Raw genomic sequence first — 15,635 nt, forward strand, 5'->3', positions numbered from 1 at the left:
GCAGCCATGCCAGCCAATACCTCTTCTTATAAAGAGCTGGGTGAGCAGGATTATCGGAGAAATACCATGTCTTATGCAGTAATCGTTACTGGCGGCAAGCAGTACAAAGTCGCCCCAGGTGAATACCTGAAGATCGAAAAACTGGAAATCGCTACCGGCGAATCCGTTACCTTTGATCGCGTTCTGTTGGTTGCCAACGGTGACGACGTGAATATCGGCGCTCCAGTTGTTGCTGGCGCTACCGTTGTGGCTGAAGTGATCTCCCAAGGTCGTCACGATAAAGTCCGCATCATCAAGTTCCGTCGCCGTAAGCACCACATGAAGCGTATGGGCCACCGCCAGTGGTACACCGAGATCAAAATCACCGGTATTCAGGCTTAATTACAGCCTAATTCCTCACTAGGAGAATTGAACTCATGGCACACAAAAAAGCTGGTGGTAGTACCCGTAACGGTCGCGACTCAGAAGCCAAACGCCTTGGCGTGAAGATGTATGGCGGCCAGGCTATCAAAGCAGGCAACATCATCGTGCGTCAGCGCGGCACCCAATTCCACGCTGGCTACGGCGTTGGCATGGGTAAAGATCACACCCTCTTCGCTAAAGTCGAAGGCGTGATCAAGTTCGAAGTAAAAGGCGCCTTCGGTCGTCGTTACGTGAGCGTAGTCGCGGCTTAATTGCGCGATCGCTGGAAAAGCCCTGTCTCGCGACGGGGCTTTTTCGTTTGTGGGGTGAGTCTCTTGCAAAGCTGTTTGCATGGGCTGTCGGCGTACGATGTAGGTGTCGTGGTTTGGGGTCGCTGCGCTCATTTTTGCAAGAGTCTTATGTCTTGATTGTTTTTCGGCTCGTCCGTATGGCGAGAGGCGTTTGTTATGAAGTTTGTTGATGAAGTATCGATTCGCGTAAAGGCTGGTGACGGCGGCAATGGCGCCATGAGTTTCCGTCGGGAAAAATTTATCGAGAACGGTGGCCCGAACGGCGGTGATGGCGGTGACGGCGGTTCCATCTACATGATGGCCGACGAAAACCTCAACACCCTGGTGGACTACCGTTACACCCGGCACTTCGATGCCGAGCGTGGCTCCAACGGCGGCAGCACCGACTGCACCGGCAAGAAGGGTGAAGACCTGATCCTGCGCGTTCCGGTCGGCACCACGGTGATCGACTCCGCGACTCAGGAAGTCATCGGCGACCTGACCAAGGCTGGTCAGAAATTGATGGTGGTGCAGGGCGGCTGGCACGGTCTGGGCAACACCCGTTTCAAATCCAGTACCAACCGTGCGCCGCGCCAGACCACTCCGGGCAAGCCGGGTGAGCAGCGCGACCTGAAACTGGAAATGAAAGTGCTGGCTGACGTAGGTCTGCTGGGTTTGCCGAACGCCGGTAAAAGTACCTTTATCCGTTCGGTTTCGGCTGCCAAGCCGAAAGTTGCCGACTACCCGTTCACCACGCTGGTGCCGAACCTGGGTGTGGTCAGCGTCGATCGCTGGAAGAGCTTCGTCATTGCCGATATTCCGGGTTTGATCGAAGGCGCTTCCGACGGTGCTGGTCTGGGCATTCGCTTCCTCAAGCACTTGGCGCGTACACGTCTACTGCTGCATCTCGTGGACATGGCGCCGCTGGATGACACCAGCGCACCGGATGCCGCTGAAGTGATCGTCAGCGAGCTGATCAAGTTCAGCCCGTCCCTGGCGGAGCGTGATCGCTGGCTGATCCTGAACAAGTGCGACCAGATCCTTGATGAAGAGCATGATGCTCGCGTCAAGGAAATCGTTGATCGCCTGGAGTGGACTGGTCCGGTCTACGTGATCTCGGCCATCTCCAAGCTCGGTACCGAGCGTCTGTGCCACGACATCATGCGTTACATGGAAGATCGTGCTGATCGCCTGGCCAATGACCCGGCTTACAAGGAAGAGCTGGCTGATCTCGATCAGCGCATCGAAGACGAAGCTCGTGCGCAACTGCAGGCGCTGGATGACAAGCGTGCCCTGCGTCGCAGCGGCGTGAAGTCGGTCCACGACATTGGTGACGATGATTGGGACGAAGAAGATGTGGATGATGAAGACGGTCCGGAAATCATTTACGTGCGTGACTGATTCGTTGCGATAAACTTAAGCGCCGCTCAATCGAGCGGCGTTTTGGTATCTGGAAATCGATTGTTGGTCACGAATAACCACGAATAACGTCACGGGCAGTGCCAGGTCGCGCTGCCCTCAAGCTAAGGTTGAAGATGATGCGGAGCAAGGTGACAGGTGCGCAGCGTTGGGTCGTGAAGATCGGCAGCGCTTTGCTGACGGCGGACGGCAAAGGCCTGGATCGCGCGGCAATGGGTGTCTGGGTTGAGCAGATGGTGGCCTTGCATGAGGCGGGTGTCGAGCTGGTGCTGGTGTCCTCCGGGGCAGTGGCGGCCGGTATGAGCCGTCTGGGCTGGACCTCACGACCCAGTGCGATGCACGAGCTCCAGGCCGCTGCTGCAATCGGTCAGATGGGGCTGGTGCAAGCCTGGGAGTCGAGCTTTGCCGAGCATGGCCGGCATACCGCGCAGATTCTCCTGACCCATGACGACCTGTCCGACCGCAAGCGCTACCTGAATGCCCGCAGTACCTTGCGTGCACTGGTCGAGCTGAAAGTCATTCCGGTGATCAATGAAAATGACACCGTGGTCACCGATGAAATCCGTTTTGGCGACAACGACACTCTGGCAGCGTTGGTGGCGAACCTGGTCGAGGCGGATTTGCTGGTGATTCTGACGGATCGTGACGGCATGTTCGACGCTGATCCGCGCAACAATCCGGATGCCCAGCTGATTTACGAGGCGCGCGCCGATGATCCGGCGCTCGATGCGGTGGCGGGCGGTACGGGCGGGGCGCTGGGGCGTGGCGGCATGCAGACCAAGCTGCGCGCTGCGCGCTTGGCGGCGCGTTCCGGTGCTCACACCATCATCGTCGGTGGGCGGCTTGAGCGTGTGCTGGATCGTCTCAAGGCGGGCGAGCGCATCGGCACCTTGCTGTCGCCGGAGCGCGGCATGCTGGCTGCGCGCAAGCAGTGGCTGGCCGGTCATCTGCAAACCCGTGGCACCCTGGTGCTGGATGCGGGTGCGGTGATCGCGTTGTCCCAGGGCAACAAGAGCTTGCTGCCGGTCGGGGTCAAATTGGTGCAGGGCAGCTTCCGTCGCGGTGAAATGGTGGTCTGCGTGGCGCCGGACGGTCGTGAGATCGCCCGTGGCCTGGCCAACTACAGTGCGCTGGAAGCACAAAAAATCATTGGTCAGTCGTCTGAGGCGATTGTTGGTCTGTTGGGTTACATGGCGGAGCCGGAACTGGTTCACCGCGATAACCTGATTCTGGTCTGAAGGGATACCTGAATGCGCGTGGCAAAAGGATTGTTGGGGTTGCTGTTGATGATGCCCCTGCTGGCTTCGGCCGAAGAGATCGGTCAGGTATCGACGGTGTTCAAGTTTGTCGGGCCGAATGACCGGATCGTGGTCGAGGCCTTTGATGACCCCAAGGTCGATGGTGTGACCTGCTACCTGTCGCGGGCCAAGACTGGCGGCGTGAAGGGTGGTCTGGGGTTGGCCGAGGATCGTGCCGAGGCATCTATCGCTTGCCGGCAGGTTGGGCCAATCAGCTTCAAGGGCGAGCTCAAGGATGGCGACGAGGTGTTCAAGGAGCGCACGTCCCTGGTGTTCAAGACCATGCAGGTGGTGCGCTTTCTCGACAAGAAGCGCAATACGCTGGTGTATCTGGTGTACAGCGATCGCTTGATCGAGGGCAGTCCGCAGAATGCGGTGACGGCGATTCCGATTTTGCCGTGGGCCCACGCTCAGTAATTTCACGCAAATCAAACTGTGGGAGCGAGCAAGCTCGCTCCCACAGTTTTTTTATGCGCCCATCAAATTGCAGGCAATAAAAAACCGACCCTGAGGTCGGTTTTTTAATGAACGAGTCGCTTAGGCGGCAGCGGCAACGTTCAGGGCCTTGACGTGGCCATTCAGGCGGCTCTTATGACGAGCGGCCTTGTTCTTGTGGATGATGCCTTTATCGGCCATACGGTCGATAACTGGCACAGCCAGAACGTAAGCGGCTTGAGCTTTGGCAGCGTCTTTTGCGTCGATGGCCTTAACTACATTCTTGATGTAGGTACGAACCATGGAACGCAGGCTGGCGTTGTGGCTGCGACGCTTCTCAGCCTGTTTTGCACGTTTTTTGGCGGAAGGTGAGTTGGCCACCGTCGAGCTCCTCGAAAGACTTTTTAGGAAATAGCAAACAAAATAGGCCGCGAATCATGCCGATGAGTTGAGTTCTTGTCAAGGGCGGTTGAGACGTTCCGCTAAGTGGTAGGTGAAGCAAGCTTGGAGATTTCTTTCCAGCGTGCGACCTGTAAACTCGCGAGCTTTGGCTCTGTGCTGTTGCGGCGCGGAGTATCGCATAAGTAGGCGCGTAGTTCGCCTGCTGTTTATCGACAGGCACAAACTCTTTCCATGAATCTGCTCAAATCGTTGGCCGCCGTCAGCTCTATCACGATGCTTTCCCGGGTTCTGGGATTTGTTCGGGACACCCTCATCGCGCGCGCATTTGGCGCGGGAATGGCGACCGACGCCTTCTTTATCGCCTTCAAACTGCCCAATCTGCTGCGGCGGATCTTTGCCGAAGGGGCGTTTTCCCAGGCGTTTGTGCCGATTCTTGCCGAATACAAAAGCCAGAAGGGCGAGGAAGCGACCCGAACCTTCATTGCCTATGTCTCGGGCCTGCTGACGCTGGTGCTGGCGCTGGTCACGGTGTTGGGCATGATTGCCGCGCCGTGGGTCATCTGGGTGACCGCGCCGGGTTTCACCAACACGCCGGAAAAATTCGAACTGACATCAAGCCTTTTGCGGGTGACTTTTCCTTACATCCTGCTGATTTCCCTGTCGTCATTGGCCGGTGCGATTCTCAATACCTGGAACCGTTTTTCGGTGCCAGCCTTCGTGCCGACGCTGCTGAACGTCAGCATGATCATCTTTTCGGTGTTTTTGACGCCGTACTTCGACCCGCCGGTGATGGCGCTCGGCTGGGCGGTACTGGTCGGCGGCCTGGCGCAGTTGCTTTATCAGCTGCCGCACCTGAAAAAGATCGGCATGCTGGTGCTGCCCCGCCTGAACCTGCGCGACACTGGCGTCTGGCGTGTCATGAAGCAGATGTTGCCGGCCATTCTCGGGGTGTCGGTGAGTCAGATTTCGCTGATCATCAACACTATTTTTGCCTCGTTCCTGGTCGCCGGTTCAGTGTCCTGGATGTATTACGCCGACCGTTTGATGGAGCTGCCGTCCGGCGTGTTGGGCGTGGCCCTGGGGACGATTCTGCTGCCGACCCTGGCCAAGACCTACGCCAACAAGGATCGTCACGAGTATTCGCGCATCCTCGACTGGGGTCTGCGCCTGTGCTTCGTATTGGTACTGCCTTGCTCGCTGGCATTGGGGATTCTGGCGGAGCCGTTGACGGTTTCCTTGTTCCAGTACGGCCAGTTCAATGCGTTTGATGCATCGATGACCCAGCGTGCCCTGATCGCTTATTCGGTCGGTTTGCTTGGGATTATCGTGATCAAAGTGCTGGCCCCCGGCTTTTATGCGCAACAAAACATCCGCACACCGGTAAAAATTGCGATTTTCACCCTGGTGGTCACCCAGTTGTTCAACTTGATGCTGATCGGGCCACTGGCTCACGCGGGCCTGGCCTTGGCGATCAGTGCCGGCGCCTGCCTCAATGCCGGCTTGCTGTTCTATCAACTGCGCAAACAGCAGATGTACCAACCGCAGCCGGGCTGGGCGAAGTTCGCGTTCAAACTGCTGGTCGCGGTGGCGGTGATGTCCGCGGTACTGTTGGGGGTAATGCATTTCATGCCAGCCTGGGATCAGGGGCATATGCTCGAGCGCTTCTTGCGTCTGGGGGCGTTGGTGGCGGCGGGTGTGGTGGCTTATTTCGGCATGTTAGTGTTGATGGGTTTCCGTTTGCGCGACTTCAATCGCAAGACGCTGGAATAGAGGTTCTGGCTTCGATAAACACGGGCGAGCCGACAGTTTTGTCGGCTCGATCACTTTGGGTTACGGTGTTGCCTGTCGTCGGCCGCCGGGTGTGGTTATAATCGACCACTTTATGAGCAAGAAGCGCGTTATGCAGCTGGTTCGAGGCCTCCACAATCTGCGCCCCCAGCATCGGGGCTGTGTCGCCACTATTGGCAACTTTGACGGTGTTCACCGTGGTCACCAGGCTATCCTGGCGCGGCTGCGTGAACGTGCGCTCGAGTTGGGCGTGCCCAGCTGCGTGGTGATTTTCGAGCCGCAGCCGCGAGAATTTTTCGCCCCGGACACGGCCCCGGCCCGTCTGGCCCGGCTGCGGGACAAACTGCAGCTGCTGGCCGACGAAGGTGTCGACCGGGTCCTGTGCCTGGCCTTCAACCAGCGGCTGAGCAAGCTCAGCGCCAGCGAATTCGTTGATACCATCCTGGTGGACGGCCTTGGTGTACAGCACCTTGAAGTCGGTGATGACTTCCGGTTTGGCTGCGACCGCGTAGGGGATTTCGATTTCCTGCAACAAGCCGGCATCATTCAGGGCTTTACCGTCGAGGCGGCGCAAACCGTTGAGCTGGAAGGTATTCGCGTCAGCAGCACTCAGGTCCGCAATGCCCTGGCCGCAGCTGATTTTGCCTTGGCCGAGCGACTGCTAGGTCGGCCGTTCCAGATTACCGGGCGGGTACTGCACGGCCAGAAGCTGGCTCGCCAGTTGGGTACGCCCACGGCCAACATACAACTCAAGCGCCGTCGCGTTCCGCTTTCCGGGGTTTATCTGGTCAACGTCGACATCGACGGCAAGACCTGGCCCGGCGTCGCCAATATCGGCGTGCGGCCAACGGTACAAGGTGATGGCAAGGCCCACCTCGAAATACATCTTTTAGATTTTGCCGGCGATCTGTATGACCGGCGTTTAACGGTGGTTTTCCACCACAAGCTGCGTGAAGAGCAGCGTTTCGCCTCTCTGGAGGCGTTGAAAACGGCGATCAACGCGGATGTCGCCGCCGCCCGTGCACTAGCCGCACCTAGCGCCCATCGCTAATGAAGAGCCTTAAATGACCGACTATAAAGCCACGCTAAACCTTCCGGACACCGCCTTCCCAATGAAGGCCGGCCTGCCTCAGCGCGAACCGCAGATTCTGCAGCGCTGGGACAGCATTGGCCTGTACGGAAAGTTGCGCGAGATTGGCAAGGATCGTCCGAAGTTCGTATTGCACGACGGCCCTCCGTACGCCAACGGCTCGATTCACATCGGTCATGCGCTGAACAAGATTCTCAAGGACATGATCATCCGCTCGAAGACCTTGTCGGGCTTCGACGCGCCTTATGTTCCGGGCTGGGACTGCCACGGCCTGCCGATCGAGCACAAGGTCGAAGTGACCCACGGCAAGAACCTGGGCGCGGACAAGACCCGCGAACTGTGCCGGGCCTATGCCACCGAGCAGATCGAAGGGCAGAAGTCCGAGTTCATTCGCCTCGGTGTGCTGGGCGACTTCGCCAACCCGTACAAGACCATGGACTTCAAGAACGAGGCCGGTGAAATCCGAGCCTTGGCCGAAATCGTCAAGGGCGGTTTCGTGTTCAAGGGCCTCAAGCCTGTGAACTGGTGCTTCGACTGCGGTTCGGCCCTGGCCGAGGCGGAAGTCGAGTACGAGAACAAGAAGTCCTCGACCATCGACGTGGCTTTCCCGATTGCCGATGAAGCCAAACTGGCTGCGGCCTTTGGCCTGACATCGCTGGCCAAGCCTGCCTCGATCGTGATCTGGACCACCACCCCGTGGACCATCCCGGCCAACCAGGCGCTGAACGTTCACCCGGAATTCAACTACGCCCTGGTCGACGTCGGCGACAAGCTCCTGGTGTTGGCTGAAGAGCTGGTCGAGTCGTGCCTGGCACGCTACTCGCTGGAAGGTTCGGCCATTGCGACCACCACCGGTAGAGCGCTGGAACTGATCAACTTCCGTCACCCGTTCTACGACCGTCTGTCGCCGGTTTACCTGGCCGACTACGTTGAACTGGGCGCCGGCACCGGTGTGGTTCACTCCTCACCAGCCTACGGCGTGGACGACTTCGTGACCTGCAAGAAGTACGGCATGGTCAACGACGACATCCTCAACCCGGTACAAAGCAACGGCGTTTACGTACCGTCGCTGGAATTCTTCGGCGGCCAGTTCATCTGGAAGGCCAACCCGGCCATCGTCGACAAGCTGACCGAAGTCGGTGCGCTGTTGCACACCACCGTCATTGAACACAGCTACATGCACTGCTGGCGCCACAAGACTCCGCTGATCTATCGCGCCACTGCGCAGTGGTTCATCGGCATGGACAAGCAGCCGACCACCGGCGACACCCTGCGTCAGCGCTCGCTCAAGGCCATCGAAGAGACAGGGTTCATTCCGGCCTGGGGCCAGGCGCGCCTGCACTCGATGATCGCCAACCGTCCGGACTGGTGCATTTCCCGTCAGCGCAACTGGGGCGTGCCGATCCCGTTCTTCCTGAACAAGGAAAGCGGCGAACTGCACCCGCGTACCGTCGAGTTGATGGAAGAAGTCGCCAAGCGCGTTGAAGTCGAAGGCATCGAGGCCTGGTTCAAGCTGGACGCCGCCGAACTGCTGGGCGCTGAAGCGCCGCAGTACGACAAGATCAGCGACACCCTGGACGTCTGGTTCGACTCGGGCACCACGCACTGGCACGTCCTGCGCGGTTCGCACCCGATGGGTCACGAAACCGGCCCGCGCGCCGACCTGTACCTGGAGGGCTCGGACCAGCACCGTGGCTGGTTCCACTCGTCGCTGCTGACCGGTTGCGCCATCGACAACCACGCACCGTATCGCGAACTGCTGACTCACGGCTTCACCGTCGACGAGTCCGGCCGCAAGATGTCCAAGTCCCTGGGCAACGTGATCGCGCCACAGAAAGTCAACGACACCCTGGGCGCCGACATCATGCGTCTGTGGGTTGCTTCGACCGATTACTCGGGTGAAATGGCGGTTTCCGAGCAGATCCTGCAACGCAGTGCGGACGCCTACCGGCGTATCCGTAACACCGCGCGTTTCCTGCTTTCGAACCTGACCGGCTTCAACCCGGCCACCGACCTGTTGCCGGCCGAAGAAATGCTGGCTCTGGACCGTTGGGCCGTGGACCGTGCCCTGCTGCTGCAACGCGAACTGCAAGAGCACTACGGCGAATACCGCTTCTGGAACGTGTACTCGAAGATCCATAACTTCTGCGTGCAGGAACTGGGCGGCTTCTACCTCGACATCATCAAGGATCGCCAGTACACCACTGGCGCCGATAGCAAGGCCCGCCGCTCGTGCCAGACCGCGCTGTTCCACATCTGCGAGGCGTTGGTGCGCTGGATCGCGCCGATCCTGGCGTTCACCGCCGACGAACTGTGGCAGTACCTGCCGGGCGAGCGTAACGAATCCGTCATGCTCAACACCTGGTACGAAGGTCTGAGCGAACTGCCGGAAGGCTTCGAGCTGGATCGCGCCTACTGGGACCGGATCATGGCGGTCAAGGTCGCCGTCAACAAGGAAATGGAAATCCAGCGCGCGGCCAAGGCTGTCGGTGGCAACCTGCAAGCCGAAGTGACGCTGTTCGCCGAAGACGCGCTGACTGCCGACATGGCCAAGCTGAGCAACGAGCTGCGCTTCGTGCTGATCACTTCGACCGCCAGTGTCGCGCCATTGGTGCAGGCACCGGCCGATGCCGTGGTCACCGAAGTCAGCGGCCTGAAGCTGAAGATCGTCAAGTCGGCCTTCGCCAAGTGCGCCCGTTGCTGGCACTGCCGTGAAGACGTCGGTGTGAATCCGGAGCATCCGGAAATCTGCGGCCGTTGCGTCGACAACATCAGCGGCGCTGGCGAGGTCCGTCACTATGCCTAATGCCGTTGGCCGTTTCGGACGGCTGAGCTGGCTCTGGTTGAGTTTGCTGGTTCTGGTCATCGACCAGGCCAGCAAGTTCTACTTCGAAGGCAAGCTTGCGATGTACCAGCAAATCGTGGTGATCCCCGATTACTTCAGCTGGACCCTGGCCTATAACACCGGTGCGGCGTTCAGCTTTCTGGCTGACAGCTCCGGCTGGCAGCGCTGGCTGTTCGCGTTGATCGCTGTCGTGGTCAGTGCGGTGCTGGTGGTGTGGCTCAAGCGTCTGGGGCGCAACGAGACCTGGCTGGCGATTGCGCTGGCACTGGTGCTCGGCGGCGCGCTGGGCAATCTTTATGACCGCATTGCCCTGGGCCATGTGATCGATTTCATTCTGGTGCATTGGCAGAACCGCTGGTATTTCCCGGCGTTCAACTTTGCCGACAGTGCAATCACGGTTGGTGCTGTCATGCTGGCACTGGATATGTTCAAAAGTAAAAAGACCGGAGAAACCGTTCATGACTGAACAGGTATTGGCTGAGCAACGCATCGGTCAGAACACGGAAGTCACCTTGCATTTCGCATTGCGCCTGGAGAACGGCGACACTGTGGACAGTACTTTCGACAAAGCCCCGGCGACCTTCAAGGTCGGTGACGGCAACCTGTTGCCAGGTTTCGAAGCGGCCCTGTTCGGTTTCAAGGCCGGTGACAAGCGTACGCTGAGCATCGAGCCGGAAAACGCTTTCGGTCAGCCTAACCCGCAAAACGTGCAGATCATCCCGCGCTCTCAGTTCCAGGACATGGAACTGTCGCCTGGCTTGCTGGTGATCTTCAACGATGCGGCTAATACTGAATTGCCGGGTGTAGTCAAAGAGTTCGATGATGCGCAAGTGACCATTGACTTCAACCATCCGCTGGCTGGCAAGACGCTGACCTTTGACGTGGAAATCATTTCCGTCAAAGCGCTCTGAGGCATTACGGGGGCAGCTTCTGTTGCCACCGGACCCTGTGGGAGCGAGCTTGCTCGCGATGAGGGCCTGACAGTCGATATTGATGTTGACTGACACTGCGCTATCGCGAGCAAGCTCGCTCCCACAGGAAGTTTCACTGTTCTCGAACCTTGTGTTTGAGCAACAGGACCGCATTATCATTTTTCGCGCGCAAGACACGAGGCACAGCATGCAAATCAAACTCGCCAACCCCCGTGGCTTCTGCGCCGGTGTGGACCGGGCGATCGAAATCGTCAACCGCGCCCTGGAAGTCTTCGGGCCGCCGATCTACGTTCGCCATGAAGTGGTTCACAACAAGTTTGTCGTCGAAGACCTGCGCTCCCGTGGTGCGATCTTCGTCGAAGAGCTGGACCAGGTGCCGGACGACGTCATCGTGATCTTCAGTGCCCACGGCGTTTCCCAGGCCGTGCGCAGCGAAGCGGCTGGCCGTGGGCTGAAAGTATTCGACGCCACGTGCCCGCTGGTGACCAAAGTCCACATCGAAGTGGCGCGCTACAGTCGTGACGGCCGAGAGTGCATTCTCATCGGCCACGCCGGTCACCCGGAAGTCGAAGGCACCATGGGTCAGTACGATGCCGGCAACGGCGGCGCGATCTACCTGGTCGAAGACGAGAAAGACGTTGCGGCCTTGCAGGTAAACAACCCTGAACAGCTCGCGTTCGTGACCCAGACCACGCTGTCGATGGACGACACCAGCCGCGTTATCGACGCGCTGCGTTCGCGCTTCCCGGCCATCGGTGGACCGCGCAAGGACGACATTTGCTACGCCACGCAAAACCGTCAGGACGCGGTTAAACAACTGGCCGACGAGTGCGACGTGGTGCTGGTAGTCGGTAGCCCGAACAGCTCCAACTCCAATCGCTTGCGCGAGTTGGCTGAACGCATGTCCACTCCGGCCTACCTGATCGACGGTGCCGAAGACCTGCAAAAGAGCTGGTTCGAAGGCGTCGAGCGTATCGGTATCACCGCTGGCGCATCCGCCCCCGAAGTCCTGGTGCGCGGCGTGATCGAGCAATTGCAGGCCTGGGGTGCCACCGGTGCCGATGAACTGGCCGGTCGCGAGGAGAACATCACGTTCTCGATGCCTAAAGAACTGCGCGTTCGCTCGTTGCTCTGAAGTTATTCCTTTCTTCGCATAACGCCTGCTCAGCCTTGTCGTTGCGCAGGCTGACGCGCCCGGTTCGTGCCAACACCACTTGATGTTGGCTCACCGGCACGCGAACTGCGCAAATGTGTAATGTCCCTCCAAACAGCGGCTCGCCCTGACCTCTGAATCGTATTGAGCTTTCGACCGTACTGTTCCCCGCAATCGACACGCGCGCGCCGCTCTGGCGTTCGGCCAGCAGCGGATTGTCGCTGTCCATCTCCCCTTTGCCGCTGATATCCAGAATGATCCGCCAGCCTTGGCTCCAGTCGCCATTGATGCCGTGAATCACCACGGCCTGGTTGCGGGTGATGGCTTCGCTCCGGGCGGTGCGAATACCACTGAATAGGGCCTGCGCCGCTTGCTGTCTTTGGTTCGACTCGATCAGCGTTGCGAACGCCGGACTGACCAGTTGCAGAACAATTCCTGTAATTGCCAGTCCCATGAGCAGTTCGATCAGGCTGAAGCCTTGTTGCCGCATGACATGGCCCTCCGTGGCGTACTGTGGCTCACGCAATCCCTGCGCGAGAAAAGACAACGCAAACGCACAGCATCGTTCGGATGTTGTGCTGCGCAACAGCAGGTATAGCCGAAGGAAACAGAAGGTCCCGATGGATCATCGTACAAAAGGTTTCACGCTGATCGAGTTGCTGGTCGCGCTCGCGATCCTGCTTATCCTGCTGACCATGGCCGTTCCGGGGTTTACCCGCTCGGTGCAAACGACGAGGGCCGATACCGAAATTTCGGACCTGCGACGAGCCCTTGATTTTGCCCGGCTCGAAGCCATTGATCGGGGCAATACCACACGGGTGCGCCCGACGGCCGGTGGGGATGTCTGGAGCGGGGAGCTAACGATTTACGACGGTACTGGCTCTTTGGCCAGTGTATTACGGGTTATTCCGGCGATGAGCAGCGGCGCAACTCTGGCGCTAACCTCTGGCGTCACTGCCATCGATTTCAACAGCATGGGCGGATTGTCATCACCGTCCTCAGCGGTGGTGATCAGCTATGGGCGGGGCGCACAAAGCAGGACGCTGACAGTGTGTTTGAACGGACGAATTCTATTGGGTGGAAGTTGCGGATGAGGGCAGGGAGGCAAGGCACGCAGGAGGGCATGACGCTGGTCGAAGTCCTGGTGGCGTTAGTCATTCTGGGAGTGGGGTTGCTGGGGGCAGCGGCGTTTCAGCTCAATGCGTTGAAGTACACGGACAGCGCGCGCATGACCAGTCAGGCCAGCTTTATCGCCTACGACCTGATGGACCGCATTCGCGCCAACGCCACTGCGGACTACACCATCGCGCCGCCGGCTTCGGGCAATCCGGACGTTACCCGGGATCAGGACCTGTTTGACTTCAAAGCCAATATTGTCAGTTCGCTCGGTGCTACCGCAACGGGCAGCGTCACCGTCAATCAGCAGCTGTACACCATCACGATTACCTGGGACGACTCACGGGCTGCGAAGGCCGCCGACTCTCGGCGCAGTTTTGTCCTGAGCAGTCGCGCGGCCATTGATCCGGTGATGATCCCGTGATGCGCCGCAGCAGGGGTTTTGGCCTGGTCGAGTTGCTGATCGCCCTGGCATTGAGCCTGATCGTGGTGCTGGGCGTGGTGCAGGTTTTCATTGCAGCCAAGAACACTTATCTCAGCCAGAACGCGGCCGCGAACATGCAGGAGGACGCACGTTTCGTGCTGAGCAAAATGATTCAGGAAGTCCGCATGGTCGGGATGTTCGGTTGCCTGGAAACGATCACCGACTCAAGTCAGAAAGGTGATTTCCATGCCAGTCAGCTAGCACCGATCCGCTGGGACAACGGCGGCCGCAAGTTGACGCTGGTTACGGCGGATGTCGGCGGCAATGGCGGCAAGCCGGACTGGACCGTGCTTTCCGATTGTCGAACCCATTCGACGGCCTACAGTGAAGGTCGGGCGCCAGTGGCAGGGCAACTGGCCTTTCCGATACGGCGGCTGGATTACAGCTTCGGCAACAACCAACTGCTTATGAAGAGCGGGGCCGCAGCAGACCAGGTATTGGTGGATAACGTCAGCGCTTTCGACGTGAGCTTCGGCCTGGCCAGCACGGCCACTGATCTGGCTGCTTCGCGCTACAGCAGCAATCCGTCGGACCCCGCGCTGATTCGTAGTGTTCGCCTGAGCCTGACTCTCACCGATCCGAACCACCGGGTGAGCGATCAAACCTTCAACGTGGTTGCCGCTCTGCGCAACCGCTTGCCATGAGGGAGTGCCAATGAATCGTGCTCCCAAGACGTATTACGCCCAACGCGGCATGGCACTGTTGGTCAGTCTGGTGTTCTTGCTCTTGCTGACACTGATTGGGCTTTCATCGATGCAGAGCGCCACTCTGCAGGAAAAAATGGCCGGTAGCGTCGCCTTGCGCAATCAGTCGTTCCAGAGTGCCGAAGCCGCATTGCGGGTGGGCGAGGGTGCAGTGCGGCGGGACAGTTATGCGTTACCTGTTTGCAGCGGCATCGTTCAATGTGCACCACCGTCCGAGTCTTCGACTATTACCGCTGCCGGTTTCAACGCCTCTTCAGGCGTGACCTGGGTTGCATCGGGCAAGGGCTTTTATGGCGTGCAAAATATCGGTGTCAGCCGAAATGCGGTGAATGTGCCCATCAATACCCCGGCGACCTTGTATCGGGTAACGGCGGTCGGCATCGCGGGTCATTCACGCAGTGTGGTGGAGAGCATCTATGCGAAGTACTGAGCGACCTGTCAGGTTATGGTCACAAATGATCGGTGTCGTCGTCGCGCTTGACCTGTCGATGTCGGCGCACGCTGCCACGTCAGCGGATTCGCCGGCGCTGAACCGGCCAACCTGTCTGGCCAATGGCAACTGGTACGGTTTTTACCACAGCAATCAGGGGTTGAAAGCCGTCTGCCTGAAGCTGCCCGAGGCGATCAGCGTTAAGATGCTCGACAGCAACGCCGATGGAGTGGTCGACAACAGTGACACGCTATCCGATGGCGTGATCTTTGTTGGAGAGCATTCGACCCAGGACGCCAGCGACAATGGCGGGGCCGTGAACGATTCCACTGGCGACGGTACTGCGGGGATTGAAAAATCCGGCGGCAGCCGTCGCATCATGTGGCGACAAATACAGTGACTGAGAATTGATACATGCGTAGTTCCAACCGCGGTTTTACCCTGATCGAAATCATGATCGCGATTGCGATCATCGGTATTGTCATGACCATTGCTGCCCCGAGTTACACCGAATACCTGAACAAGGGCCGCCGCGCAGAAGTGGCCGGTCTGCTCTCGGAGCAGGCGCAGCTTCTGGAGCGCTTCTACTCGCAAAAAAATGCCTACACCGATGCGACGGGCCTCAGTGCCGGCAATGATTACTATGCCATCACACCGACCCTGACCGACCAGACCTTCCTGTTGACGGCGGTACGCAAGGCTGACTCGAGCATGGCCACTGACAAGTGTGGTGATCTGACCATCACCAATATCGGAGTCCTCGGCATGGTCAACGCAAAATCCGGCCTGACCAGCAAAGACTGCTGGGGGCGCTGAGTTTTTTTCGGGTGCCTTTTGCACTCTCTGT

The 15,635-nt window shown here is 58.9% G+C and carries 19 protein-coding genes; 17 read left to right on the forward strand and 2 right to left on the reverse strand.

Translation table 11 applies throughout. The features are described 5' to 3' along the window. Positions 1-66: 66 nt before the first annotated feature. The 5 genes from rplU to AC1DRN_RS19675 all read left to right on the forward strand — a co-directional run bounded on the left by rplU (position 67) and on the right by AC1DRN_RS19675 (position 3,826). Entirely contained in the window at positions 67-381 is a 315-nt protein-coding gene (gene rplU, locus AC1DRN_RS19655; RefSeq protein ID WP_003176051.1) for a 50S ribosomal protein L21, read from the forward strand. 35 nt (positions 382-416) lie between these two features. Further along, complete coding sequence (gene rpmA / locus AC1DRN_RS19660) at positions 417-674, forward strand: 50S ribosomal protein L27 (RefSeq protein ID WP_003281574.1); 258 nt, start codon at positions 417-419, stop codon at positions 672-674. A 195-nt stretch (positions 675-869) separates the two neighbouring features. After that, positions 870-2,093, forward strand: a complete 1,224-nt coding sequence (gene cgtA, locus AC1DRN_RS19665) for an Obg family GTPase CgtA (RefSeq protein WP_223463604.1) — start codon at positions 870-872, stop codon at positions 2,091-2,093. Positions 2,094-2,230: 137 nt separating this feature from the next. Beyond that, complete coding sequence (gene proB / locus AC1DRN_RS19670; RefSeq protein WP_223463612.1) at positions 2,231-3,349, forward strand: glutamate 5-kinase; 1,119 nt, start codon at positions 2,231-2,233, stop codon at positions 3,347-3,349. Positions 3,350-3,361: 12 nt separating this feature from the next. Next, positions 3,362-3,826, forward strand: coding sequence for a CreA family protein (locus AC1DRN_RS19675; protein ID WP_223463603.1), 465 nt, complete (start codon positions 3,362-3,364; stop codon positions 3,824-3,826). Between the two features lie 120 nt (positions 3,827-3,946). Here the strand turns inward: AC1DRN_RS19675 and rpsT are convergent, their stop codons facing one another. Next, positions 3,947-4,225, reverse strand: coding sequence for a 30S ribosomal protein S20 (rpsT, locus tag AC1DRN_RS19680; protein WP_007970922.1), 279 nt, complete (start codon positions 4,223-4,225; stop codon positions 3,947-3,949). A 252-nt stretch (positions 4,226-4,477) separates the two neighbouring features. Here rpsT and murJ point away from each other — a divergent pair, with 252 nt between their 5' ends. From murJ to ispH, 6 genes are all read left to right on the forward strand, one after another. Continuing rightward, a complete protein-coding gene (murJ, locus tag AC1DRN_RS19685) occupies positions 4,478-6,016 on the forward strand; it encodes a murein biosynthesis integral membrane protein MurJ (RefSeq protein WP_223463602.1) in 1,539 nt (512 codons plus the stop codon). A gap of 130 nt (positions 6,017-6,146) precedes the next feature. Then, on the forward strand, positions 6,147-7,085 hold the full coding sequence (gene ribF / locus AC1DRN_RS19690; RefSeq protein WP_223463601.1) for a bifunctional riboflavin kinase/FAD synthetase: 939 nt from the start codon (positions 6,147-6,149) through the stop codon (positions 7,083-7,085). 13 nt (positions 7,086-7,098) lie between these two features. Beyond that, a complete protein-coding gene (gene ileS / locus AC1DRN_RS19695) occupies positions 7,099-9,930 on the forward strand; it encodes an isoleucine--tRNA ligase (RefSeq protein WP_223463600.1) in 2,832 nt (943 codons plus the stop codon). Further along, the gene (lspA, locus tag AC1DRN_RS19700) at positions 9,923-10,435 is read left to right on the forward strand and encodes a signal peptidase II (RefSeq protein ID WP_223463599.1); all 513 of its coding nucleotides are present in this window, start codon (positions 9,923-9,925) and stop codon (positions 10,433-10,435) included. The genes ileS and lspA overlap by 8 nt, the downstream gene beginning before the upstream one ends. Before the next feature lie 7 nt (positions 10,436-10,442). Next, on the forward strand, positions 10,443-10,880 hold the full coding sequence (fkpB, locus tag AC1DRN_RS19705) for an FKBP-type peptidyl-prolyl cis-trans isomerase (RefSeq protein WP_172435403.1): 438 nt from the start codon (positions 10,443-10,445) through the stop codon (positions 10,878-10,880). Positions 10,881-11,088: 208 nt separating this feature from the next. After that, complete coding sequence (gene ispH / locus AC1DRN_RS19710; RefSeq protein ID WP_223463598.1) at positions 11,089-12,036, forward strand: 4-hydroxy-3-methylbut-2-enyl diphosphate reductase; 948 nt, start codon at positions 11,089-11,091, stop codon at positions 12,034-12,036. Here ispH and AC1DRN_RS19715 read toward each other — a convergent pair. Continuing rightward, complete coding sequence (locus tag AC1DRN_RS19715) at positions 12,005-12,544, reverse strand: GspH/FimT family pseudopilin (RefSeq protein ID WP_223463597.1); 540 nt, start codon at positions 12,542-12,544, stop codon at positions 12,005-12,007. The genes ispH and AC1DRN_RS19715 overlap by 32 nt on opposite strands. A 130-nt stretch (positions 12,545-12,674) precedes the next feature. On the opposite strand from AC1DRN_RS19715, the gene AC1DRN_RS19720 reads away from it, so the two are divergent. Genes AC1DRN_RS19720 through AC1DRN_RS19745 form a run of 6 tightly spaced genes read left to right on the forward strand, consistent with a single transcriptional unit; the run spans position 12,675 to position 15,604 of the window. After that, positions 12,675-13,148 carry a GspH/FimT family pseudopilin gene (locus AC1DRN_RS19720; RefSeq protein ID WP_223463596.1) on the forward strand — a complete coding sequence of 158 codons (474 nt, stop codon included), beginning with the start codon at positions 12,675-12,677 and terminating at the stop codon, positions 13,146-13,148. Further along, positions 13,145-13,594, forward strand: coding sequence for a type IV pilus modification protein PilV (gene pilV / locus AC1DRN_RS19725; RefSeq protein ID WP_223463595.1), 450 nt, complete (start codon positions 13,145-13,147; stop codon positions 13,592-13,594). Before AC1DRN_RS19720 ends, pilV begins: the two co-directional genes overlap by 4 nt. Beyond that, positions 13,591-14,298, forward strand: a complete 708-nt coding sequence (locus AC1DRN_RS19730; RefSeq protein WP_223463594.1) for a PilW family protein — start codon at positions 13,591-13,593, stop codon at positions 14,296-14,298. The genes pilV and AC1DRN_RS19730 overlap by 4 nt, the downstream gene beginning before the upstream one ends. A 10-nt stretch (positions 14,299-14,308) precedes the next feature. Continuing rightward, complete coding sequence (locus AC1DRN_RS19735) at positions 14,309-14,788, forward strand: pilus assembly PilX family protein (protein WP_223463593.1); 480 nt, start codon at positions 14,309-14,311, stop codon at positions 14,786-14,788. Between the two features lie 25 nt (positions 14,789-14,813). Continuing rightward, complete coding sequence (locus tag AC1DRN_RS19740; RefSeq protein ID WP_223463592.1) at positions 14,814-15,188, forward strand: hypothetical protein; 375 nt, start codon at positions 14,814-14,816, stop codon at positions 15,186-15,188. A gap of 14 nt (positions 15,189-15,202) precedes the next feature. Continuing rightward, on the forward strand, positions 15,203-15,604 hold the full coding sequence (locus AC1DRN_RS19745; protein ID WP_223463591.1) for a type IV pilin protein: 402 nt from the start codon (positions 15,203-15,205) through the stop codon (positions 15,602-15,604). Positions 15,605-15,635: the final 31 nt, after the last annotated feature.

The sequence above is a fragment of the Pseudomonas sp. P5_B3 genome (genome assembly GCF_056400405.1).